Origin of the sequence: Microbacterium sp. LWH10-1.2 (assembly GCF_038397765.1) — a bacterium.
Lineage (GTDB): Bacteria > Actinomycetota > Actinomycetes > Actinomycetales > Microbacteriaceae > Microbacterium > Microbacterium natoriense.
This window is the reverse complement of the sequence record NZ_CP151638.1, coordinates 2,601,453-2,622,014: the sequence shown is the minus strand read 5'-3', so window position 1 is coordinate 2,622,014 and position 20,562 is coordinate 2,601,453. Positions and strand designations below refer to the sequence as shown.

The window sequence follows — 20,562 nt, the reverse complement described above, 5'->3', positions numbered from 1 at the left end:
TGGATACACAGGTGTATCCAATACATAGATGTATCGTAAAGGTGTCGGCCCGCGAAAGTCTGTGTGCCGGGTGTGAGAATGAGGGGGCAGGAGGATTCGATGACGACATCCACGACACGCAGTCGCGAGAACACGCGAGCCAGGCTGCTCGACGCCGCAGCCCAGGTGTTCGCCGAGGTGGGTCTCGACGGCGCATCGGTCGAGGCGGTGTGCGAGCGCGCAGGCTTCACCCGCGGAGCCTTCTACTCCAACTTCGAGTCCAAGGACGAGCTCTTCCTCACGCTCGCCGCCAGCGTCGGCGAGGTGCGCATGAAGGCGGTCCGCGCCCGCGTGGAGGAGATGACGGCCGATGGCGCGCTCGCCGAGGGGTGCGATCCCGTCGACCTCGTGCAAGACGTCATGGACTCGGGTGGCGACGACCGTCTCGGCGTGATGCTCCTGAGCGAGATCCGCATCAGAGCCCTTCGGGACGAGGCCTTCGGCGCCGCCTATCTCGCCCAGGAGCGTGAGATGGTCGCCAGCATCGCGCAGATCATCACCGACATCGTCGCCGCCGGTCTCCTGCGGCTGCGCGTGCCCGCCGAGGCCGCCGCGCGCATGCTCATGATCGTGTGGGAGGGAATGACCGTCCGCGGCGCGATGGACGGGCAGGATGCCGCGCAGCTGCGCCGCTCCGGCGGCGTCGAGCTCGGGCGCCTGGTGCAGCTGCTCATCGAGGAGTGAGGTCGCGGCGCGCGTCCGGACTCAGGATGCGGCGCGCGCTGCCCGCTTCTCCTGCTGGAACACGCGGATCGCCTCGTAGCGCTCGGCGGAGCGGGCCTGGCGCTTCGCCGCCTCCTCCGCACGGTTCTTCGGCGGCGCCGGGGTGACGAGCTCGTCGAGCAGACGACGCGTCGACTCCGCGATCTCGGCGACGGCGCGGTCGAACACCTCCTGATTCGCTCGCGAGGGCTTCGTCGTGCCCGCGATCTTGCGCACGAACTGGAGCGCGGCGTCGTGGCACTCCTCGTCGGTGGCGGCCGGTTCGAGGTTGTTCAGAGGGACGATGTTGCGGCACATGCAGCCAGGCTAGGACGCATCTCCGACGCCGCCAAGCACCTCGTGGCAGCGGCCGAGGCGGGCCAGCCACCAGTCGCGGCGCTCGTCGGAGGCCGCGAGCCGCGTGAGCGCCGCGGCATCCGGGGTCGCCCTGCCCACCGGGATCGAGCCGTCGACCGGACGGAGGTCGGCGACGTCGTCGAGGAACAGCGACGCCGTGCCGAGACCGCAGTCGAAGTCGAGCCGCGGCAGCGCGGCGGCGAGGGCGGCGCCCTGGGAGAGCCCGATCGCGGTGTCGAGGGCGCTCGACACGACGACGGGGAGTCCGGCGGCGGTCACGATCTGGAGCGCGTGCGTGACGCCGCCGAGCGGCTGCGCCTTCACGACGAGGAGGTCGGCCGCCTTCGCGCGGGCGACGGCGAGCGGGTCGGTCGACTTGCGGACGCTCTCGTCGGCGGCGACCGGGATGCCCATGTACTTCACCCGTCGGCGCAGCTCGGCGAGCTCGTCGACCGTCGCGCACGGCTGCTCGACGTACTCCAGGTCGAACTCGTTGAGAGCGTGCACGGCGTGCTCGGCCTCGTCGACGTTCCACAGGCCGTTCGCATCGACGCGGATGCGGCCCTCCGGACCCATGACCTCGCGCACGGCGCGCACGCGGGCCACGTCGTCGGCGAGCGTCTGACCGGGCTCGGCGACCTTGACCTTGGCGGTGCGGCATCCGGGGAACCGGGCGAGCACCTCGGCCACCTTCGACGCGTCGACCGCGGGGACGGTCGCGTTGACCGGGATGCGGTCGCGCAGCGGCTCCGGCTGGGCGTTCCAGGCGAAGTCGATCGCCGCGGCGAGCCAGGTCGAGGCCTCGGCATCCGCGTACTCCACGAAGGGGGAGAACTCCGCCCAGCCCTCGGGGCCCTCGAAGAGCAGGGCCTCTCTCGTGTCGACGCCGCGGAAGCGCGTGTGCATCGGGAGGGAGACGACCCGTGCCGAGTCGATCAGGTCTGCGAGCGGCGGGAGCGTCATAGGGTCCATCTTGCTCCGTCGCGGGCCGAAACACGGCGGGAACTCGCCCCTAGGCTGGGAGCATGTCGCACCCCCGTCACGCCCTCGACATCGAGGCCTTCGACCGCCCGGCCCGCTCGCAGGCGCTGCTGGATGCCGTGCACTCGCGCGTGGTCATCGCCGACGGCGCGATGGGCACCATGCTGCAGCAGCACGATCTGTCGATCGAGGCCGACTTCGAGGGGCTCGAGGGGTGCAACGAGATCCTCAACGTCACCCGCCCCGACGTGATCGGCGGCATCCACGACGCGTACTTCGCGACGGGCATCGACGCGGTCGAGACCAACACGTTCGGGGCGAACTGGTCGAACCTGTCGGACTACGGCATCGACGACCGCATCCACGAGCTCGCCGAGCGCGGCGCGCGCATCGCCCGCGAGCGCGCGGAGGCTGCCGAGGCCGTGGACGGCCGCGTGCGCTGGGTGCTGGGGTCGATGGGACCCGGCACCAAGCTGCCGACCCTCGGCCACACCACGTACGACCATCTCAAGCAGACGTTCGCGCTGCAGGCCGAGGGCCTGATCGACGGAGGCGCCGACGCGTTCCTCATCGAGACCAGCCAGGACCTGCTGCAGACGAAGGCCGCGGTGAACGGATGCCGACAGGCGATCGTGGCGCGCGGCATCCGTCTGCCGATCTTCGTCGAGGTGACCGTCGAGACCACCGGCACCATGCTGATGGGGTCGGAGATCGGCGCCGCGCTGACGGCGCTGGAACCGCTCGGGGTCGACGCGATCGGCCTGAACTGCGCCACCGGTCCCGCCGAGATGAGCGAGCACCTTCGTCACCTGTCGAAGCACTCCACGGTGCCGATCGCGTGCATGCCCAACGCGGGGCTGCCCGTGCTCGGCGCGAACGGCGCGCACTACCCGCTGACCCCCGCGGAGCTGGCGACCGCGCACGAGCAGTTCGTGCGCGAGTTCGGTCTGGGGCTGGTGGGCGGATGCTGCGGCACCACCCCCGAGCACCTCGCCGCCGTGGTCGAGCGGCTGGAGCCGTACCGTACCCGCGCGCTGACCACTCGCACGCCCGAGGTCGAGTCGGGCGTCGCGTCGCTCTACCAGCACGTGTCGTTCGATCAGGACGCCTCGTACCTCGCGATCGGCGAGCGGACGAACGCGAACGGCTCGAAGGCGTTCCGCGAGGCGATGCTGGAGGAGCGCTGGGACGACTGCGTCGAGATCGCCCGCAACCAGATCCGCGTCGGCGCGCACCTGCTCGACGTGTGCGTGGACTACGTGGGGCGTGACGGCGTCGCCGACATCCGCGAGGTCGTCTCGCGCTTCGCCTCGCAGTCGACGCTGCCGCTCGTGATCGACTCGACCGAGCCGCCCGTGATCCAGGCGGGACTGGAGCTCATCGGAGGGCGCCCTGTCGTCAACTCCGTGAACTACGAAGACGGCGACGGCGCCGACAGCCGGTTCGGCCGCATCATGCCGCTCGTGAAGGAGCACGGCACCGCGGTCGTCGCGCTCACGATCGACGAACAGGGACAGGCACGCACGACCGAGGGCAAGGTCGCGATCGCCTCGCGCCTGATCGACTCGCTGGTGGGCGAGTGGGGCATGCGCGTGGAGGACATCATCGTCGACGCGCTGACGTTCCCGATCGCCACCGGCCAGGAGGAGACCCGGCGCGACGGCATCGAGACGATCGAGGCCATCCGGCAGATCACGCAGAAGTACCCTGGCATCCACACCACCCTCGGTGTCTCGAACGTGTCGTTCGGGCTCAACCCCGCCGCGCGGATGGTGCTGAACTCGGTGTTCCTGCACGAGGCGTCGGAGGCCGGGCTGTCGAGCGGCATCATCGACGCCGCCAAGATCGTGCCGCTGGCCTCCCTGCCCGAGGAGCAGCGCAAGGTCGCGCTCGACCTGGTGTGGGACCGCCGCGAGTACGACGCCGACGGGAACGTCACCTACGACCCGCTGTCGACCATGCTCGACCTGTTCGCCGGAGTCGACACCGCGGCCCTGCGCGACCAGCGCGCCGCCGAGCTCGCGGCACTCCCCGTCGGCGAGCGGCTGGAGCGGCGCATCATCGACGGCGAGGGCAAGGGGCTCGAAGCCGACCTCGACCTCGCACGCGCCGAGGGCAAGACCGCGCTCGGCATCATCAACGACCACCTGCTCGAGGGCATGAAGATCGTCGGCGAGCGGTTCGGCGCGGGTGAGATGCAGCTGCCGTTCGTGCTGCAGTCGGCCGAGGTCATGAAGACCGCGGTCGCGCTGCTCGAACCGCACATGGAGAAGTCGGATGCCTCGGGCAAGGGCACCATGGTGATCGCGACCGTGCGCGGAGATGTGCACGACATCGGCAAGAACCTCGTCGACATCATCCTCACGAACAACGGCTACAGGGTGATCAACCTCGGCATCAAGCAGCCGATCGCCGACATCATCGCGGCGGCCGAGGAGCACGACGCCGACGTGATCGGCATGTCGGGCCTGCTCGTGAAGTCGACGGTCGTGATGAAGGAGAACCTGCTGGAGCTGCAGGCCCGCGGGCTCGCGAAGAAGTGGCCCGTGATCCTCGGCGGCGCCGCCCTCACTCGCGCGTACGTCGAGGACGATCTGGCGGGCATGTTCGACGGCGAGGTGCGCTACGCCAAGGACGCGTTCGAGGGGCTGGCGCTCATGGAGCCGCTCGTGCGGGTCGCGCGCGGCGAGGACCCCTCCGAAGTCGGACTGCCGGCGCTCAAGAAGCGCATCCATGCGCGCGGCGCCCAGCTCACGCTGACGGAGCCCGAGGCGATGCCCGGCCGCTCCGACGTGGCATCCGACAACGAGGTCCCTGCGCCGCCGTTCTGGGGAACCCGCATCGTGCGCGGCATCGCGCTCGCCGACTACGCGGCCTTCCTCGACGAGCGTGCCACCTTCATGGGGCAGTGGGGTCTCAAGCCCGGCCGCGGCGAAGACGGGGCGTCCTACGAGCAGCTCGTCGAGTCCGAGGGGCGGCCGCGCCTGCGGTACTGGCTCGACCGGATCCTCGGCGAGGGGATGCTCGACGCCTCCGTCGCCTACGGCTACTTCCCTGTGGTGTCGGAGGGGGATGACGTCGTGGTGCTGCACCACGGCGACGACCCGACCGGCATCCTGGGCGTGCCCGGACTGCTCGCACCCGACGGAGGATCGGGCGGACCCGTCGGGACGGATCGGCTGCGGTTCACGTTCCCGCGGCAGCGTCGCGATCGACACCTGGACCTCGCCGACTTCGTGCGCTCGCGCGAGTCGGGGCAGGTCGATGTGCTCCCCGTGCAGCTCGTCACCGCCGGCGCCGCGATCGACAAGGTCACCGCGAAGCTGTTCGCCGAGGACCGGTACCGCGACTACTACGAGCTCAACGGCCTCGTGATGCAGCTCACGGAGGCGCTCGCCGAGTTCTGGCACGCGCGCATCCGCTCCGAACTCGGCTTCTCGGCCGAAGACCCCACCGACACGGCCGGTCTGTTCAAGCTCGAGTACCGTGGCGCCCGCTTCTCGCTGGGCTACCCCGCGTGCCCCGACATGGAGGACCGCCGCAAGGTCGTCGAGCTGCTGCGCCCCGAGCGCATGGGCGTCGAGCTCAGCGACGAGCTGCAGCTGCATCCGGAGCAGTCGACTGATGCGTTCGTGTTCCACCACCCCGAGGCGAAGTACTTCTCGGTCTGAGCAGGCTGTATCACTGATGCCCGTCTGAGTCTCGACGCCCGCTGGCAGACGTCAGCGAAGCGGGGCGTCGACGGCCAGGTGGGGCGTCGACCGGGTACGGCGGGCCGCCACGGGCTTCGCGCGGCGGAGGGCGGCGAGCACGGGGCGGCCGATCAGCGCGACGCCCACGATCGTCGTGATCGCGCGCAGGGTGTCCCAGCCCGCGCTCGAGGTGACGAGCGAGTACAGCAGGAAGCTGCCGAGGTTCTGCCCGATCGGCGCACCCGGCGCGTAGGAGATGGCCGTGCCCGATCCGATCGCGAAGGGCCAGAACCACAGGTTCAGCAGCAGGCCGAACAGGTAGGAGGCGAGGGCTCCGTACACGCACAGCATCACGATCTCGCCCCAGCCCCGGACTCTGCGGGGGAGGAGCCCTGCTCCGGCTCCCACCCAGGCGCACGCGAACATCTGGAAGGGCGTCCACGGGCCGAACCCGCCGAACACGGTCGACGACAGCAAGATGGTGGACACCCCGAGCAGCATGCCGAACCGGGCGCCGAACGCGCGACCGGCGAGCACGAGCAGGATGAACACGGCCTCGACGCCGCCCACACCGGTGCTCGCGATGCGCAGGGCCGTGCCGATCGCCGCGAGCACGCCGAGGTACGCGAGCACGTGCGCTGATCGCACGGTCTGGTCGAGGGCCGCGACGGCGACGACCACGGCGATCGGCGCCAGCGCGAGAGCGACCCACGGGACCGCCGCGTCGGCCTGCGCGGGCACCGCCGCGGCGACGAAAGGCCAGGTGAAGGATGCCAGGGCCACGAGGTTCGCGGCGAGAAGCGTGAGCGGTGTCCAGCGCGCGGCGGGACGAGGAGTGGCAGACCCCGCCACGCGCCCACCGGTCACGCGGGGTGAGCGAGCCGGAGCGGGGGAGTCGTCCACGGCATCCGCCGCTCGCGAATCCGTGCGCAGCGCCGCGTCGATCCGCGATGCACGGCTCGTGCCCTTCCGCTCGACGAGGCAGGGCCGAGACGGCGCTGCGACGGATGCCGGGACGATGCCCTCCCGCATCGGGAGCACCCGCGCACCGAGTGCCGCCGCGAAATCGGCGTCGTGCGTCGCCATGAGCACGGCGGCACCGGCATCCGCCGCCTGCTCCAACGCGGAGCGCACCTGCTCGCGGGCACGGGAGTCGAGTCCGCGCGTGGGCTCGTCGATCATCAGCGCCTCGGGGGAGCGCGCGAGCTGCAGGGCGATCGCCAGGCACCTGCGCTCGCCGAGGGAGAGATCGCGGGGATGCCGCGGCATCCGCTCTGCGAGACCTGCGGCGTCGAGGCTGAGGAATGCCGCGAATCGGTCAGCCGTGGACGTGGGGGAGTGGATGCCGCGCCGCGGCGCCGAGTGGTCGGCCCGCGCGCACTCGGCGGCGACGGTGTCGCGTGTGAACAGATCGTCGGAGGCGTCGGGGACGAGCACGGGGGCGCCGACGACCTCCAGGCCGCGCGGCGGCAGGGCGAGGGCCGTGAGCAGCGACGATTTGCCCGCGCCGTTCGGTCCGATCAGCGCGGCGATCTCGCCGTTCCCGAGAGCGAGGGAGGCGTCGTGCACCGCGAGGACGTCGCCGTGGGCGATGCGGACGTGCGACGCCGCGAGGACAGGCGACGGAGACGCCGCCGGAGGGAGAGGGTGCGGTGCGGTGCGGTGCGGTGCAGGTTCCGGAAGGATGATGTTCGGCGTCGTGCTGCGCTCGGTCGACCCCGTCGACACCGTGCCCTGCTCGATCGACCGCCACTCGTCGGCGACGCCGTCGAACGCGGCGGCCCTGTGCTCGGCGACGAGCACGCAGGCTCCGCTCTCGTGCGCCAGGGCGTCCAGAGCGTCTACGACGCGCACGCGCGCCTCTGCGTCCAGATCGGCGAGCGGCTCATCCACGAGCAGCAGGATCGGCCGCTCGACCACCGCGGCGGCGATCGCGACCATCGTCGCCTCCCCCGCGGAGAGCGTGTGCACGGAGCGGTCCCGCAGCGAGGCGATGTCCAGGCGCTCCAGCACCTCGTCGACGCGGGCGCTCACGATCACGGCGGCGACGCCGCGCAGCTGCAGCGACAGGCCGATCTCGTCGCGGACGAGCTCGCTGCAGAACGCCTCACGGGGGTTCTGCAGCACCACGCCGACCAGCCGCGAGGAGTCGCGCGGCGGCATCCGCCGTCGGTCGCGGCCTGCGACCTCGACGACGCCCGTCGACCAGCCCCCGTCGACGTGGTCCACGAGGCCGGCGAGCCCGCGCAGCAGCGTCGACTTGCCCGAGCCGGTCGGTCCGGTGACGACGGTGAGCGCTCCGGTGCCGAGGGCGAGCTCGGGCACGGTCAGCACCGCGTCGTCGCCGAACCCGAACGCCGCATCCCCCAGGCGGACCGGGCTCGTGCACTCCCCGTCGACGGGATCGCCGCCGAAGCCGCGCAGCTCCAGCCCGTTCGCGACGGCGGCGGCGCGCTCCAGAGTGCGTTCGAGCACCGGCACCAGCATCCGCGGTCCCGGCTTCTCGCCGCGCAGCCGCTGGGCGGTGTGCACCGTCCGCACGGCCTGACCGAGCCCGGGGAGCGTGGACCAGGCGACGGCGAGAGCGCGGGCGATGCCGCGCAGCGGACCGCGCCTCGCGAGCAGCCCGAACGCCCTGGACACGTCGAAGATCGCGTTCAGCAGCCCGAACAGCAGGATGACGGCGGCGATCGGCAGTGCGGACAGCGCGGCATCCGCGAGTCCGTCGACCGTCACGGGGCCGAGGAGCGTCACCCAGCTGAACGGCGCGGGGAGGCGGATCGCGGGCAGAGGGAGCAGTACGGGGCCGCTGCCGGCGGCTCCGTTGAAGAGCACGCGGTAGAGGATGCGGGCGACGACGAACACCGCCGCCAGCCCCGCCGCCGCGCGCAGCGGGCCGGGTCTCAGTCTGAGCCGGCCCGCATCGCTCACGACGCGGGTGCGGCGGGAGCGCCGTTCAGCGTGAAGAGCAGCTCGACGCTGTCGCCGGGGTTGAGCTCGAGGGCGGAGAGACCGGTCTGCGCGTAGTCCCACGCGCCGCCGGCGGGCTTGACCCACAGGCCCCAGTAGGCGGCGGCCGGAGGCATGTCGGCGCAGGTCTCGTGGTAGGCGGCGCCGTCGTCGCCGGTCAGCTCGGTGTCTTCGGCGGGCACGCCGTTCACACGGCAGATCACGTCGTCGGGGTACGTCGTGGTGCCCACGGTGGTGAACCCGGCTTCGGACACGGCATCCGTCCCCAGGATCGTCCCGTCCGTGTCGACGCAGACCGAGGAGGAGGGATCGTCGGAGACGTCGAGGTCGCCCGTGTCGACGACCACGGTCACCCCGGCGCACGACTCAGCAGACGCGGTCGACGAGGACGACGGAGACGACGTGGGCTCGGAGGAGGGCGCCGGCGGCGTACAGGCGCTCAACGCGAGTGTCAGGGCGGATGCCGCGACGAGGGACAGGGCGAGGTGGCGGGTCTTCGGGGTCACCGTTACACCCTACGGAATCGGGGACATCTCGCCCGTCCGTCGTGTCACATTCGGCCGCGCGCCCCGTCGCGCGGAGCCCTCAGCTCAGGCGCTTCTGCAGCTCGCCCATCCGCTCCCGAGGGCGGAAGCCGAGCAGGGTGTTCACGGCGAGCATGTGCGCATTGGACTCCGCGTTGTACGTGTACACGCAGGGGGTCCCCGGTGACTCGTGCTGCAACATCCTGAGGTTCGCGACCTTGACGGCCGTTCCCAGCCGGTGCCCTCGATCCTCACGGCGCACGAGCGTGCCCCACTGGTAGGCGTTGCCGTCGTCGCCCGAGACCACGATCTGCGTGTAGGCGGCGACAGCGCCGTCCGAGGCCAGCGCGACGGTGCCGAAGGAGATGCGGTGCTGCAGCACGAGCAGGTCCTCGGTCTCGCGGATGTCGGCGACGTCCGGCGTCGCGGGCTCGATGTCGAGCTCGCCGCTGGGGGCCTCGGTCTCGATCGACGCGTCCAGCGACGCCCAGCCCTCGACCACGTCGTCGGGCACAGGGCCGATCCAGCTCCGCAGCGTGTAGCCCTCGTCGGGGACTCCGGCCTGCAGTCGGTCGAGCAGCGCGGGGTCGACGGGCAGGTCCAGCCGGTTCTGCACGTCGCCGAGGGCGAGGGAATAGCCGTGACGGCGCGCGAACTCGCGCCCCGGTGAGCCGACGCCGTCGGGTCCGAGCTCGTACAGCCAGCTCGTCGTGGACTGCGCTGTGGTGCGTCCGGCAGCCACGGCCTCGCCTTCGAGGAAGGCAAGTGCGTGCGAGCCGTAGCCTCGACGGCGATGACGGGGCGGCACGCCGAGGCCGAGGTGCGCCACGTGCGTGTTGTCCTTGAGGGGCAGCGCGAGGCTCGCGGCGCCGATGCACTCGCCGTCCGAGCGCAGCAGGTAGGTCCGCCGCTCCACGGCCGACGAGTCCTGCTGCAGCTCTCGCCTGGTCTCCTCGCGGGTCCATACCGGGGTGCCCTTCGCGCGGTCGGCGCGCTCGGCCGCGGCGTACGCGTCCCACCACTCGTCGACCGTCGCATCGTCGAAAGGGTCGACCCGGCTGATCTCGAGACTCATCCCTCCACGCTACCCGGCGCCCTCTCCGGCCTCGACAGGTGGGGAGCAAGGAAGGAATCTCATCAATGTGCGCTTGACTATAGTGTGTGACGCACAGTAATGTGATGGGCATGAACGAGACGCTCGACACGCACCTGCAGGAACTGCGGCGCGGCACCGTCGTCCTGGCCTGCCTGCAGCTGCTGCGCACGCCCGGCTACGGCTACGGACTGCTCGAAGAGCTGGAGGCGCGCGGCTTCGCGACCGACGCGAACACGCTGTACCCGCTGCTCCGCAGGCTGGAGAAGCAGGAGTACCTCACCAGCGAGTGGAACACCGAAGAGGCCAGGCCCCGCAAGTTCTACCGCACCTCGGATGCCGGCATCCGGCTCGCCGACACCCTCACCGACGAATGGCGATCGCTCACCACCGCGATCTCCGCCCTCACCGCAGAGGAGAACTGACATGACCACGACAGCCACTCTCACCGAGCGCTACATCGCCGCCACGGTCAAGGGCCTGCGACCCGAGACGCAGGACGACGTGCGGGCGGAGCTCGAAGCCTCCATCGCGGACGCGATCGAGGCGCGTCTCGAGCAGGGCGAGGCGCCGGATGACGCAGAGCGCGCCGTCCTCACGGAGCTCGGCGACCCCGGCATCCTCGCCGCCGGGTACGCGGATCGTCCGCTGCACCTGATCGGTCCGCGCTTCTACCTCACGTGGTGGCGGCTGCTGAAGCTGCTGCTGGCGATCGTCCCGGTGTGCGTGCTCGGCGCCGTCGCCCTCGGGCAGACGATCTCGGGCGCGGCTGTGGGCGAGGTCATCTCGACCTCGATCGTCGCGACCGGTGGCGCGATCATGCACATCTGCTTCTGGACGACCCTCGTGTTCGTCATCCTCGAGCGCACCGGGAGCACGACGACGATCGACGAGTGGGATCTCGACAAGCTGCCCGAGATCACCGACGACGGGGTGGGGCGCAGCGAGCTGATCGCCTCGCTCGTCTTCCTCGGCATCGCGGCCGGCGCGCTGCTCTGGGACCGCTTCCGTGGCTTCGTCCCCGGTGAGGCGCTGCCGATCCTCGACCCGGCCCTGTGGCCGTGGGGCATCAGCGTCCTGTTCGCGCTCATCGTGGCCGAGGCCGTGTTCGCCGTCGTCGTGTTCCGCCGCGGCTGGAGCACCGGGCTGGCCGTGGTCAACACCGTCCTGGCGCTGGCCTTCCTCGCCTGGACGCTCGTCCTGCTGCTGGGCGGGCAGCTCGTCAACCCGGACTTCCTCTCGTACATCGTCGCCGCGGGCGGGGAGGGGTTCGCGGCCGGCGATGCCGGGGCCGCAGGCGAAGGCGGCGTCTTCCGCATCCTTGCCGTCCTCCTCGGGTTCGGCGTCGCGATCGGCGTCGGGTGGGACATCGTCGACGGATGGCTCAAGACCGTCCGCCGCAGCCGCCGCTGACGGCATCCACGCAGAAGGCGCTGTTCCCCGGGGAGCAGCGCCTTCCGCATGTCCACGCGGCCACGGGAATAGGCTGGATGCCGTGACCACACCCTTCGTCTCCGACCTGTTCGATCCCGAGGAGTGGGTGCTCGCGCCCGGTGCCGAGGACTACACCGACATCACGGCGCACGTCACGCACGACGGCGGGGTCGCGCGCATCGCGTTCAACCGGCCGGAGGTGCGCAACGCGTTCCGTCCGCACACGGTCGACGAGCTGTACCGCGCCCTCGACATCGCCCGGCAGGATCCGCGCATCGGAGCCGTGCTGCTCACGGGCAACGGCCCCAGCCCGAAGGACGGCGGCTGGGCGTTCTGCTCCGGCGGCGACCAGCGCATCCGCGGACGCGACGGCTACAAGTACTCCGATTCAGAGACCACCGTGCACGACTCCGCACGAGGCGGGCGTCTGCACATCCTCGAGGTGCAGCGGCTCATCCGCTTCATGCCCAAGGTCGTCATCGCGGTCATCCCCGGGTGGGCCGCGGGGGGCGGGCACTCGCTGCACGTCGTGTGCGACCTCTCGGTGGCATCGGCGGAGGAAGCGCGCTTCAAGCAGACGGATGCCGACGTCGGCAGCTTCGACGCGGGATACGGCTCGGCGTACATGGCGCGGCAGACGGGCCAGAAGATCGCGCGTGAGGTGTTCTTCCTCGCCGAGGAGTACTCGGCGCAGCGCGCGTACGAGATGGGCGCGGTCAACCGCGTCGTGCCGCACGCGGAGCTGGAGCGCGAAGCACTGGCGATGGCCAGGACGGTGCTCACGAAGTCGCCGACCGCGATCCGCATGCTGAAGTTCGCCTTCAACGCCGTCGACGACGGACTCGTCGGCCAGCAGGTGTTCGCGGGGGAGGCGACCCGTCTCGCCTACGGCACGGACGAGGCCGTGGAGGGCCGCGACTCCTTCCTCGAGAAGCGCGCTCCCGACTGGTCGTCCTTCCCCTACCACTACTGATCCCGCCCATGGTCTCGACGATCTTCGACCCTCTCCACCCCGGCATCGTGGGGGAGAAGCCCCGTGCTCGGCGGGCTGGCCGATGATCGCGCTCAGGCCCACGGATGCCGACGACCCGGTCGCGCTGCGTGAGGCGCTGGCCCGGGCACTCGACGGCGGACCCGCTCTGGGATTCGGCATGCTCGACGGGGCCCCTGAGCGCGTGCCAGACGGCACGGCCGCGGTCATCGCGACCTCCGGGTCGAGCGGCATCCCGAAGCGGGTGGTCCTGAGCGGGGAGGCGCTCCGCTCCAGCGCCGAGGCCACCGCGTCGCGGATCGGCAGCGGCCGCTGGCTGCTCGCCCTCCCCGCGACCTATGTGGCCGGGCTCCAGGTGCTCGTCCGCTCCGTCGTCGCCGGCACCGAGCCCGCCGTGCTCGAGGGCCGGTTCTCGGCGGAGACGTTCGCGCAGACCACCCTGTCCATGCTGCGCACGGGGGAGGAGAGGCTCTACACCTCCCTCGTGCCCGCGCAGCTCGCGACGCTGCTGGATGCCGCGGACAGCACCCCCGTCCGTGCGGCGCTGCAGGCCTACCGCGCCATCCTGGTCGGCGGTCAGGCGCTGCCGGAGCCGCTCCGCGACCGTGCGGGAGAGCTCGGTGCGCGCCTGGTCCGCACCTACGGATCGAGCGAGACGAGCGGGGGCTGCGTGTACGACGGCGAGCCCCTCGACACGGTCGCCGTCCGCTCCGTCGACGGAGAGCTGCACATCGCCGGACCCATGCTCGCCGACGGCTACCTCGGAGACGAGGAGCTCACCGCCCGCTCCTTCACCCGAGACGAGCACGGCATCCGCTGGTACCGCACCGGCGACCTCGGACTGGTGGAGGACGGCATCGTGCGGGTGCACGGCCGTGCGGACAACGTGATCGTGTCCGGCGGCATCAACATCTCCCTCGACCGGGTCGAGCGGATCGTCCGGCGCGTCCCCGGACTCAGCGGCGCCGTCGTCGTCGGCGTCGCGGACGAGCGCTGGGGTGAGGCCTCCGTGATCGTCGCCGCCCGTGGTGAAGCGCTCCGCCGCAGCGAGTCCGAGCAGCTCGCCCACGCGAGGGATGCCGTCGCCGAAGAGCTCGGCAGGCACGCGCGCCCCGCGCGGCTCATCCTCGTCGACGAGCTCGACGTCCTGACCTCGGGCAAGCCCGACCGCGAGTCGATCCGCAGGGCCGTCTCCGAGCTGCGCTGATCGTCGCCCTGGCGGGCGCGGTCTCCGGCAGGTGCCAGACTGGAGCATGGCCACGTACACGCATGGACACCACTCGTCCGTCCTCCGCTCCCACAGCAGCCGCGACATCTCGAACTCCGCCGAGTACCTCCGCCCGCACCTCACCCCGTCGACGCGGCTCCTCGACGTCGGGGCCGGTCCCGGATCGATCACGGTCGACTTCGCTGGAGTCGTGGCCCGCGTCACGGCCACCGAGATCGACGAGAACGCCCTGGGGCTGTCGCGCGGGCTCGCGGAGAGCCGGGGCGTCGCGAACATCGACTTCTCGGTCGAGGACGTGCACGCGCTGAGCTTCGCCGACGACAGCTTCGACGTGGTGCACGCGCACCAGGTGCTGCAGCACGTCGGCGACCCGGTGCAGGCGCTGCGGGAGATGCGCAGGGTCACCGTGCCCGGCGGCGTCGTCGCGGCGCGGGACGCCGACTACGCTGGCTTCCACTGGTTCCCGATGCTGCCGGAGCTCGACCGCTGGCTCGACCTGTACCGGCGCGGCGCAGGCCAACGGCGGCGAGCCGGACGCCGGGCGACGTCTGCTGTCGTGGGCGCGCGCCGCCGGCTTCGACGACGTCACGGCGACGGCATCCACCTGGTGCTACGCGAACCCCGAGGACCGGGCGTGGTGGGGTGGCATGTGGGCCGACCGCATCCTGGAATCCGCGCTGACCGGTCAGCTGCTCGACAGCGGCATGGCGACCGACGCGGAGCTGCGCGGCATCAGTGAGGCCTGGCATCGCTGGGCCGACGACGGCGACGGCTGGTTCCTCGTGCCGCACGGGGAGATCATCGCGCGCGCCTGAGGTTCACAACTCCTCAAGAATCGGGCCGGGATGCGGCGACGGCGTCTTCACAGCGCCCGAACATCGGATTCTTGAGGAGTTGTGAACGCGGCTCGCCGGATACATCCGCAGACGGATGCGGCGTCCTGGCGCGGCCCCGTACCGTAGGAGGGTGTTCCGCCCCGTCTCCCGAGCCTGGCTCGTCGTCGACATCATCGGCGCCGTCTTCGGCTTCGTCGTCACCACCCCGCTGACGTTCATCGCCGGCTCCAGCTGGCTCAGCGCGTGGATCGGCGCCGAGCCGGTGGCCGTGGTGATGTACGTCATCGTCGGCCTCATCCTGTGGGGCGCCGCGGCGATCAGCCGTCTGTCTCCCACCCTCGCGATCGGCGTCGCCTGGTTCGGCGCCGTCGTGCAGATGGCGGCAGGGCTGCCTCCGAGCGCCTATGACGCGGGCATCCTCGTGGTGCTGTTCGCGACGGCCGCGTGGGGCACGCGACGGATCCTCTGGATCGGCGGCGTCTCGGCGCTGGGCGGCGGGATCATCGGCGGTCTCTACTTCGCGGTCATCTGGTCGGGAGAGCTGCTGACGGATGCCGCGAGCACCATGCGCGCAGCGCTGATCGGCTCCCTGATGGCCTCCGTCTTCGTGCTCGCGATGGTGATGTCCTGGGGCACGGGGCTCCTGTGGCGCGTGGTGCTGAACGGCCGGGAGACGCAGGTCGCCCGTGCCCAGGCGGAGCTGATGGCGGCCGAGGAGCAGGAGCGCGTGCGGATCGCGCGAGACATGCACGACATCGTCGCCCACTCGCTGGCCGTCGTGATCGCGCAGGCCGACGGTGCGCGGTATGCGGCGGCGGTCAAGCCGGAGATGGCGACCGAGGCGCTGAGCACGATCGCGCAGACCGCGCGCGGGGCGCTGTCAGACGTGCGGCTGCTCCTCACCCAGCTGCGTCATCGGCAGGGCGACGGTCCTCAGCCGACCCTCGCCGACCTCGAGACCCTCTTCGCGCAGGTGCGTCAGGCGGGCGTCGAACCGCGCATCACCGTCGATCCGATGCCGCCGGGTGAGCCGCCGGGGGCCATCCAGCTCGCCGTCTACCGGATCCTGCAGGAAGCGCTCACGAACGCCATCCGACACGGTGACGGCGCGGTGGACGTGCGGCTCGCGTGGCTTCCCGACCGCGTCGACGTCGTCGTCACCAACGCCTTCGAGAAGGAGACCGCGTCGCTCGGGGGCGGCCACGGCGTGATCGGCATGCGCGAGCGCGCCCAGCTCGTGGGCGGTAGCCTTCAGGCGGGGCAGGAGGGCGAACGGTTCGTCGTGCGCGCCTCGCTTCCCATCGGAGGAGCCGCATGATCAGGGTCGTACTCGTCGATGACCAGGCGCTGTTCCGCGCCGGCATCCGCATGCTCGTCGCGTCGCAGCCCGACCTCGACGTCGTGGGCGAGGCGGGCGACGGGCGGGAGGCGATCGACGTCGTCCGGGCCACGCGCCCCGACGTCGTGCTGATGGACATCCGGATGCCGGTCATGGACGGCCTCACGGCCACCGCCGAGATCCTCACCCAGCCCGACGCCCCTCGCATCGTGATGCTGACGACCTTCGACCTCGACGAGGCGGCAGCCAGAGCCATCCGTCAGGGGGCCAGCGGGTTCCTCCTGAAGGACGCCGACCCCGAGTTCCTGCTCGCGGCGATCCGCACCGTGCACGGAGGGTCGAGCGTGATCGCGGCATCCGCCACCCGTGATCTCTTCGCGCACTTCGCCGAGGCTCCCAAGCCCGTCCCCGCGCAGTACGCCGACCTCACCGATCGGGAGAGGGAGATCTTCGCGCTCGCGGCGAGGGGCCTCTCGAACTCCGAGATCGCCGCGCGCGAGTACCTCAGCGAGGCGACCGTGAAGACGCACATCAGCCGGATCCTCACCAAGCTCTCCCTGCGCGACCGGGTGCAGCTCGTCGTGTTCGCGTTCGAGCACGGGCTCACCTGACCCGATCCGCGGTCCTGGCGCCGAATGTCGGCGGGCGGGAGGATGCTGTCGTCATGACAGAACCTCTCGTCCCGATCCCCGTCCGCCTCGACATCGACGCCGTCGCCCCGCACTTCTCCCGGGCGCTCGCCCATCTCGACAACGCGATGGTCCGCGAGCTCGACGCGGTGGGCTTCGAGAGCCGTCTGCGCGAGCTGGTGCGTCTCAGAGCCTCCCAGCTGAACGGCTGCAGCTACTGCGTCGAGCTGCACTCCGGCGATGCCCTCACGGCGGGCGACACCCCGCAGCGGATCAACGCGGTGGCCGTGTGGCGGGAGTCCCCGCTGTTCACCGCACGCGACCGTGCCGCCCTCGCGCTGACCGAGAGCATCACGAGGACGTCGGAGACGCACGTCCCCGATGCCGACTGGGATGCGGCCGCCGCCGTCTTCCGGCCGGAGGAGCTGGGGGCGCTCGTGGCGCTCATCGTCACGATCAACGCCTGGAACGCGGTCGGGGTATCGACGCACGCCTGGGTGGGGTGAAGGCCACAGACGCTTGTGCGGGGTGATGGCCACAGACGCTTGTGCGGGGTGAAGGCCACAGACGCTTGTGCGGGGTGAAGGCCACGGACGCTTGTGCGGGTGACGGCGATGTCATCCTCCAGATGTACGCGGATGCGCCGCACGGGCGACGCGCCCGCTGACGCCGCCGAAATAGCGTCGAAGGCATGGAGATCACGACCACAGACCTGGGGCTCGCCGCCCGCGTCCAGCACCTGAAGAAGACCTACGGCGCCGGCGAGGGCACCGTGCGCGCCCTCGACGATGTGAGCGTCGGCATCCGTCGCGGTCAGTTCACCGCGATCATGGGCCCATCGGGCTCCGGCAAGTCCACGCTCATGCACATCATGGCCGGACTCGACACCCCCACCGAGGGGCGTGCCTGGATCGGAGACACCGAGATCACCGGACTCGGAGACCTCGACCTCACGATCCTGCGCCGACGCCGCGTCGGCTTCATCTTCCAGGCGTTCAACCTCGTTCCCACGCTCACGGCGCTCGGCAACATCATGCTGCCCTTCGAGCTCGACGGGCGTCGTCCGAGCGCGATCGAGAAGGCCCGCATCGACGGCCTCATCGAGACCCTCGGACTCGGCGCACGCCTGGACCACCGCCCGCACCAGCTCTCGGGCGGCCAGCAGCAGCGCGTCGCGATCGCCCGCGCCCTCGCCACGGCCCCCGACCTCGTCTTCGCCGACGAGCCGACGGGCAACCTCGACTCCAAGACAGGTCGTGAGGTGCTCCAGCTCCTCGCCACCGCCAGTCGCGAGCATGGCCAGTCCATCGCGATGGTCACGCACGACGCGATCGCCGCGAGCCATGCCGACCGCGTGCTCTTCCTCGGCGACGGCCGCATCGTCGCCGATCACCCGCGGCAGACCGCCGAAGAGATCTCGGCGTACATGCTCGCCGCCGAGGTGGCGGCGTGAGCGCGGTCGCGACGGTCGTTCCGCAGACATCGGCGACCGGTCCTCGGCTGGCGTGGCTCCGCGACAGGGGCATGGGCGCCAGCATCCTCGTGGCGACGCTGTCGGCCGCATTCGGCGTGCTCCTGGTGGAGACGACGGTGTTCATCGGCGCGGTGCTGCAGGCCGACCCCTTCATCGGAGACAGCGAGACGCTCGCCATCGTCGTCGGCATCCTGTCCGTGCTGCTGACAGGCGTCGCGATGTACGTCGCCGCGATCGTCACCGCCAACACGTTCTCCACGATCATCGCGGGACGCACCAGGCAGATCGCGCTCATGCGCCTGATCGGGGCCACGGCGCGCTCGCAGCGCGGTGAGGTGGGACGTCAGGGGCTGATCGTCGGCATCATCGGCGCCGTGCTCGGACTGCTCGCCGGGCTGCTCGCCTCCGTCGCCGGCGTGCAGATCGCCTCTGGGCTGCTCGCCAACCCTCCCGTCGGCTTCTCGCTCGCGCAGCCGTTCATCGTGCTGCCCGCCGTCGGCGTCGCGCTCACGACCTGGGCTGCGGCCTGGGCGGGATCCCGCCGTGTGCTGGCGGTGACCCCGCTGCAGGCGATCGGCGGCTCCGTCGAGCGCACGCACGACGAGGTCTCCCGCCCCGGCCGTCACATCGGCGCGTGGGTGCTTCTGGCCATCGGTGCGGCCCTCCTCGCCGGCGGCGTGCTGGTCGGGCTCGCGAGCCCGCTCGGCGTCGTCGTCGCCTTCTTCGGCGGCCTGCTGTCGTTCACCGGGCTCGCCCTGGGCTCCGTGCTCTTCATGCCTCCGGTGCTCCGCCTCGTCGGCCGTCTCTTCGGGCGCAGTGCGACGGCGCGCCTCGCCGCCGAGAACGCCCTCCGGTACCCGGAGCGCTCCTCGCGCATGGCCATCGGCGTCGTGATGGGCGTCACGCTCGTGACGATGTTCGCCGTCGCGCTCGAGTCGGTGAAGCAGATGATGATCAACCAGGTGGAGGGCGAGGTCCCCGCGGAGTTCTTCGCGCCCTTCGACGCGTTCGCCTCGGTCATGATGGTGCTCGTCGCGGTCTCCGCGGTGATCGCCGCCGTCGGACTCGTGAACCTGCTCACGATCGGCGTGGTGCAGCGCCGTCGCGAGCTCGGGCTGCTCCGTTCGATCGGGCTGTCCAACGGTCAGGTGCGCCGCATGGTGCTGCTGGAGGCGACGCACATCACGGTCGCTGCGACGCTGACCGGACTCGTGCTGGGTGTCGTGTACGGCTGGATCGCCGCGCAGTCGCTGCTGGGATCGGTCCCCACGCTGCCCGACTTCGTGCCGGCGGGTCTCGTGCCTCCGCACGTCCCGTGGCTGCCCATCGTGATCATCGTCGCCGCGACCGCGGTGCTGACGCTCGTCGCGGCGGCCACCCCCACGCGTCTCGCGACCCGCGTCGCTCCGGTCGAGGCGCTGGCCGCCGACTGAACGACTCAGGGCCCGATGCGGGGAGCCGATCTCGCGTGCGGAGCCCCGGTGACGGAGATGGACGCCTCTGCGGTGCGGAGGCGTCCGTTTCGTGCACCCCGTGGCTGCGGACTGCGTCCTGGGGCGGCGGGCCCGCTCTCCGGGGCGCATAGGCTGGACGGATGGCTTCGCCGTTCGATCAGTCCACCTACCAGGTCCGCCACGAGTGGGGTGTCGCCGGGCTCGCCCGCCTGGCGCCGGCCGACATCGTCGTGGTGGTCGACGTGCTGCGGTTCTCCTCGACGCTCCCGGATGCCGTGGCGTCGGGGACCGTCGTCGCGCTCGCAGACGCCGTCGAGTGGTCGAGCAACGGCGCCGCCGTGGCCGCATCGGCGGGCGACGCCCTCGTCCTGGTGGGCGGGCTGCGCAACGCCTCGGCGGTGGCGAGAGCCGTGCAGACCGTGCAGGAGCGACGTCAGGCGCGCACCTCGGTCGCCGTGATCGCGGCGGGCGAGAAGGCGGACGACGGGTCGCTGCGCTTCGCGGTGGAGGATCAGCTCGGGGCGGGGGCGGTGATCGCCGCGCTCACCGACCTCGGCATCGATCACACCGCGCCGGATGCGGCCGTCGCCGCCGAGGGTTTCCGCGCGCTGCGGCGGGCTCTGGGCCACCTGCTCAGCGCCAGCGGCTCCGCCCGAGAGCTGGAGATCGGCGTGGCCTCCACCGCACGGATGGCGGAGTCCGGCATCCGTCCCGCGTCCGTCGCCGAGGCGGCGGCACTGGACTCGAGCGATGTCGTCCCTGTTCTTCGCGAGGGCCTGTTCGTCCGGTTCGAGTAGGCCGCGGCATCCGCCCCGCCGC

At 71.3% G+C, this 20,562-nt stretch carries 17 protein-coding genes and 1 pseudogene; 13 read left to right on the top strand and 5 right to left on the bottom strand.

Going from position 1 to position 20,562, the window contains the following annotated elements; translation table 11 throughout:
* Positions 1–99 precede the first annotated feature (99 nt).
* Positions 100–723: a helix-turn-helix domain-containing protein gene (locus MRBLWH10_RS12495; protein WP_341940107.1), complete on the top strand. Its 624-nt coding sequence runs from the start codon at positions 100–102 to the stop codon at positions 721–723.
* A 21-nt stretch (positions 724–744) separates the two neighbouring features.
* On the opposite strand, the gene MRBLWH10_RS12490 is transcribed toward MRBLWH10_RS12495, so the two are convergent.
* Together MRBLWH10_RS12490 and MRBLWH10_RS12485 are read right to left on the bottom strand one after the other, a co-directional pair.
* Entirely contained in the window at positions 745–1,059 is a 315-nt protein-coding gene (locus MRBLWH10_RS12490) for a DUF2277 domain-containing protein (RefSeq protein WP_105676022.1), read from the bottom strand.
* A 9-nt stretch (positions 1,060–1,068) separates the two neighbouring features.
* The gene (locus tag MRBLWH10_RS12485) at positions 1,069–2,061 is read right to left on the bottom strand and encodes an o-succinylbenzoate synthase (RefSeq protein ID WP_341940106.1); all 993 of its coding nucleotides are present in this window, start codon (positions 2,059–2,061) and stop codon (positions 1,069–1,071) included.
* 62 nt (positions 2,062–2,123) lie between these two features.
* Between MRBLWH10_RS12485 and metH the strand changes: the two genes are divergently transcribed.
* Positions 2,124–5,750, top strand: coding sequence for a methionine synthase (metH, locus tag MRBLWH10_RS12480; protein WP_341940105.1), 3,627 nt, complete (start codon positions 2,124–2,126; stop codon positions 5,748–5,750).
* Between the two features lie 51 nt (positions 5,751–5,801).
* Here the strand turns inward: metH and MRBLWH10_RS12475 are convergent, their stop codons facing one another.
* The 3 genes from MRBLWH10_RS12475 to MRBLWH10_RS12465 form a co-directional block, all read right to left on the bottom strand.
* A complete protein-coding gene (locus tag MRBLWH10_RS12475) occupies positions 5,802–8,702 on the bottom strand; it encodes an ATP-binding cassette domain-containing protein (protein ID WP_341940104.1) in 2,901 nt (966 codons plus the stop codon).
* Positions 8,699–9,247, bottom strand: coding sequence for a hypothetical protein (locus MRBLWH10_RS12470; RefSeq protein WP_341940103.1), 549 nt, complete (start codon positions 9,245–9,247; stop codon positions 8,699–8,701). The genes MRBLWH10_RS12475 and MRBLWH10_RS12470 overlap by 4 nt, the downstream gene beginning before the upstream one ends.
* Positions 9,248–9,326: 79 nt before the next feature.
* A complete protein-coding gene (locus MRBLWH10_RS12465; protein ID WP_341940102.1) occupies positions 9,327–10,340 on the bottom strand; it encodes a GNAT family N-acetyltransferase in 1,014 nt (337 codons plus the stop codon).
* Positions 10,341–10,450: 110 nt separating this feature from the next.
* On the opposite strand from MRBLWH10_RS12465, the gene MRBLWH10_RS12460 reads away from it, so the two are divergent.
* From MRBLWH10_RS12460 to MRBLWH10_RS12410, 11 genes and pseudogenes are all read left to right on the top strand, one after another.
* A complete protein-coding gene (locus MRBLWH10_RS12460; RefSeq protein ID WP_105676085.1) occupies positions 10,451–10,783 on the top strand; it encodes a helix-turn-helix transcriptional regulator in 333 nt (110 codons plus the stop codon).
* Position 10,784: 1 nt separating this feature from the next.
* Entirely contained in the window at positions 10,785–11,771 is a 987-nt protein-coding gene (locus tag MRBLWH10_RS12455) for a permease prefix domain 1-containing protein (RefSeq protein ID WP_341940101.1), read from the top strand.
* A gap of 82 nt (positions 11,772–11,853) precedes the next feature.
* Complete coding sequence (locus MRBLWH10_RS12450; protein WP_105676036.1) at positions 11,854–12,765, top strand: 1,4-dihydroxy-2-naphthoyl-CoA synthase; 912 nt, start codon at positions 11,854–11,856, stop codon at positions 12,763–12,765.
* A gap of 82 nt (positions 12,766–12,847) precedes the next feature.
* Positions 12,848–13,990, top strand: coding sequence for an AMP-binding protein (locus MRBLWH10_RS12445; protein WP_223587021.1), 1,143 nt, complete (start codon positions 12,848–12,850; stop codon positions 13,988–13,990).
* A 46-nt stretch (positions 13,991–14,036) separates the two neighbouring features.
* Positions 14,037–14,826, top strand: a pseudogene (locus tag MRBLWH10_RS12440) (class I SAM-dependent methyltransferase).
* Between the two features lie 151 nt (positions 14,827–14,977).
* Positions 14,978–16,165 (top strand): histidine kinase, encoded by a 1,188-nt coding sequence (locus MRBLWH10_RS12435; RefSeq protein WP_341940100.1) that lies wholly within the window; start codon positions 14,978–14,980, stop codon positions 16,163–16,165.
* On the top strand, positions 16,162–16,797 hold the full coding sequence (locus MRBLWH10_RS12430; RefSeq protein WP_105676044.1) for a response regulator transcription factor: 636 nt from the start codon (positions 16,162–16,164) through the stop codon (positions 16,795–16,797). The genes MRBLWH10_RS12435 and MRBLWH10_RS12430 overlap by 4 nt, the downstream gene beginning before the upstream one ends.
* A gap of 53 nt (positions 16,798–16,850) precedes the next feature.
* Positions 16,851–17,321, top strand: a complete 471-nt coding sequence (locus MRBLWH10_RS12425) for a carboxymuconolactone decarboxylase family protein (RefSeq protein WP_341940099.1) — start codon at positions 16,851–16,853, stop codon at positions 17,319–17,321.
* Between the two features lie 185 nt (positions 17,322–17,506).
* Positions 17,507–18,268: an ABC transporter ATP-binding protein gene (locus MRBLWH10_RS12420; RefSeq protein WP_341940098.1), complete on the top strand. Its 762-nt coding sequence runs from the start codon at positions 17,507–17,509 to the stop codon at positions 18,266–18,268.
* Positions 18,265–19,722 (top strand): FtsX-like permease family protein, encoded by a 1,458-nt coding sequence (locus tag MRBLWH10_RS12415; RefSeq protein WP_341940097.1) that lies wholly within the window; start codon positions 18,265–18,267, stop codon positions 19,720–19,722. The genes MRBLWH10_RS12420 and MRBLWH10_RS12415 overlap by 4 nt, the downstream gene beginning before the upstream one ends.
* 161 nt (positions 19,723–19,883) lie before the next feature.
* Positions 19,884–20,540, top strand: a complete 657-nt coding sequence (locus MRBLWH10_RS12410) for a 2-phosphosulfolactate phosphatase (RefSeq protein ID WP_341940096.1) — start codon at positions 19,884–19,886, stop codon at positions 20,538–20,540.
* Positions 20,541–20,562: the final 22 nt, after the last annotated feature.

What these genes read in the sequence shown, in the direction of transcription:
- MRBLWH10_RS12495 (WP_341940107.1), top strand. Translation starts at nt 100, where the DNA reads ATGACGACATCCACGACACGCAGTCGCGAGAACACGCGAGCCAGGCTG.
- MRBLWH10_RS12455 (WP_341940101.1), top strand. Translation starts at nt 10,785, where the DNA reads ATGACCACGACAGCCACTCTCACCGAGCGCTACATCGCCGCCACGGTC.
- MRBLWH10_RS12425 (WP_341940099.1), top strand. Translation starts at nt 16,851, where the DNA reads ATGACAGAACCTCTCGTCCCGATCCCCGTCCGCCTCGACATCGACGCC.
- MRBLWH10_RS12420 (WP_341940098.1), top strand. Translation starts at nt 17,507, where the DNA reads ATGGAGATCACGACCACAGACCTGGGGCTCGCCGCCCGCGTCCAGCAC.
- MRBLWH10_RS12465 (WP_341940102.1), bottom strand. Translation starts at nt 10,340, where the DNA reads ATGAGTCTCGAGATCAGCCGGGTCGACCCTTTCGACGATGCGACGGTC.
- MRBLWH10_RS12490 (WP_105676022.1), bottom strand. Translation starts at nt 1,059, where the DNA reads ATGTGCCGCAACATCGTCCCTCTGAACAACCTCGAACCGGCCGCCACC.
- MRBLWH10_RS12460 (WP_105676085.1), top strand. Translation starts at nt 10,451, where the DNA reads ATGAACGAGACGCTCGACACGCACCTGCAGGAACTGCGGCGCGGCACC.
- MRBLWH10_RS12485 (WP_341940106.1), bottom strand. Translation starts at nt 2,061, where the DNA reads ATGACGCTCCCGCCGCTCGCAGACCTGATCGACTCGGCACGGGTCGTC.
- MRBLWH10_RS12445 (WP_223587021.1), top strand. Translation starts at nt 12,848, where the DNA reads ATGATCGCGCTCAGGCCCACGGATGCCGACGACCCGGTCGCGCTGCGT.
- metH (WP_341940105.1), top strand. Translation starts at nt 2,124, where the DNA reads ATGTCGCACCCCCGTCACGCCCTCGACATCGAGGCCTTCGACCGCCCG.
- MRBLWH10_RS12410 (WP_341940096.1), top strand. Translation starts at nt 19,884, where the DNA reads ATGGCTTCGCCGTTCGATCAGTCCACCTACCAGGTCCGCCACGAGTGG.
- MRBLWH10_RS12430 (WP_105676044.1), top strand. Translation starts at nt 16,162, where the DNA reads ATGATCAGGGTCGTACTCGTCGATGACCAGGCGCTGTTCCGCGCCGGC.